This is a genomic window from Natrinema pallidum DSM 3751 (assembly GCF_000337615.1).
Classification (GTDB): Archaea; Halobacteriota; Halobacteria; order Halobacteriales; family Natrialbaceae; genus Natrinema; species Natrinema pallidum.
The window spans coordinates 1-526 of sequence record NZ_AOII01000033.1 but is presented as its reverse complement, the minus strand read 5'-3'; the positions used below and the strand labels follow the sequence as shown (position 1 = coordinate 526).

Here is a 526-nt window from a genome sequence, read left to right as displayed (position 1 = left end):
TCCAAGCCCACGCCGTCTGGTGGAATCATGCTTAAGTTAACACGACCACTGCCACTCGTCGAACCCCAGGCGATCGGAACGCGCTCGAGCGGACTCGAGTTCGGTTCGTCTCTCACACATATACACGATTGTGGTTATATATGGCCCCGATGCGGACAAGAACGCTTAACTAATCGGTGTGGTTATGCTCGGACATCCAATATGGGGGCACTCGCAGCGTTCTTCGGTTTCGACGAACACGATACCGACCTCGAGACGGAATCGATCGCGGGGTTGACGACGTTCCTGGCGATGTCGTACATCATCGTCGTCAATCCGGCCATTCTCGGCGAGGCGATCACACTGGAGGGCTACAATTCGGGCGAGATCACACAGATGATCACCGTCGCGACCATCCTCTCCTCCGCGGTCGCCATCTTCGTGATGGCGTTCTGGGCGAACAGGCCGTTCGGCCTCGCGCCCGGGATGGGGCTGAACGCCTTTTTCGCGTACACGGTCGTCGTCGAGCTCGGCGTCCCATGGCAGG

The 526-nt window shown here is 58.7% G+C and carries 1 protein-coding gene; it reads left to right on the top strand.

All coding sequences use genetic code 11. The annotated features are described in order from the left end of the window. Window positions 1-201 precede the first annotated feature (201 nt). Window positions 202-526, top strand: a 325-nt coding sequence (locus C487_RS04505) for a solute carrier family 23 protein (RefSeq protein ID WP_006184501.1), incomplete at its 3' end; no start/stop codon positions are given.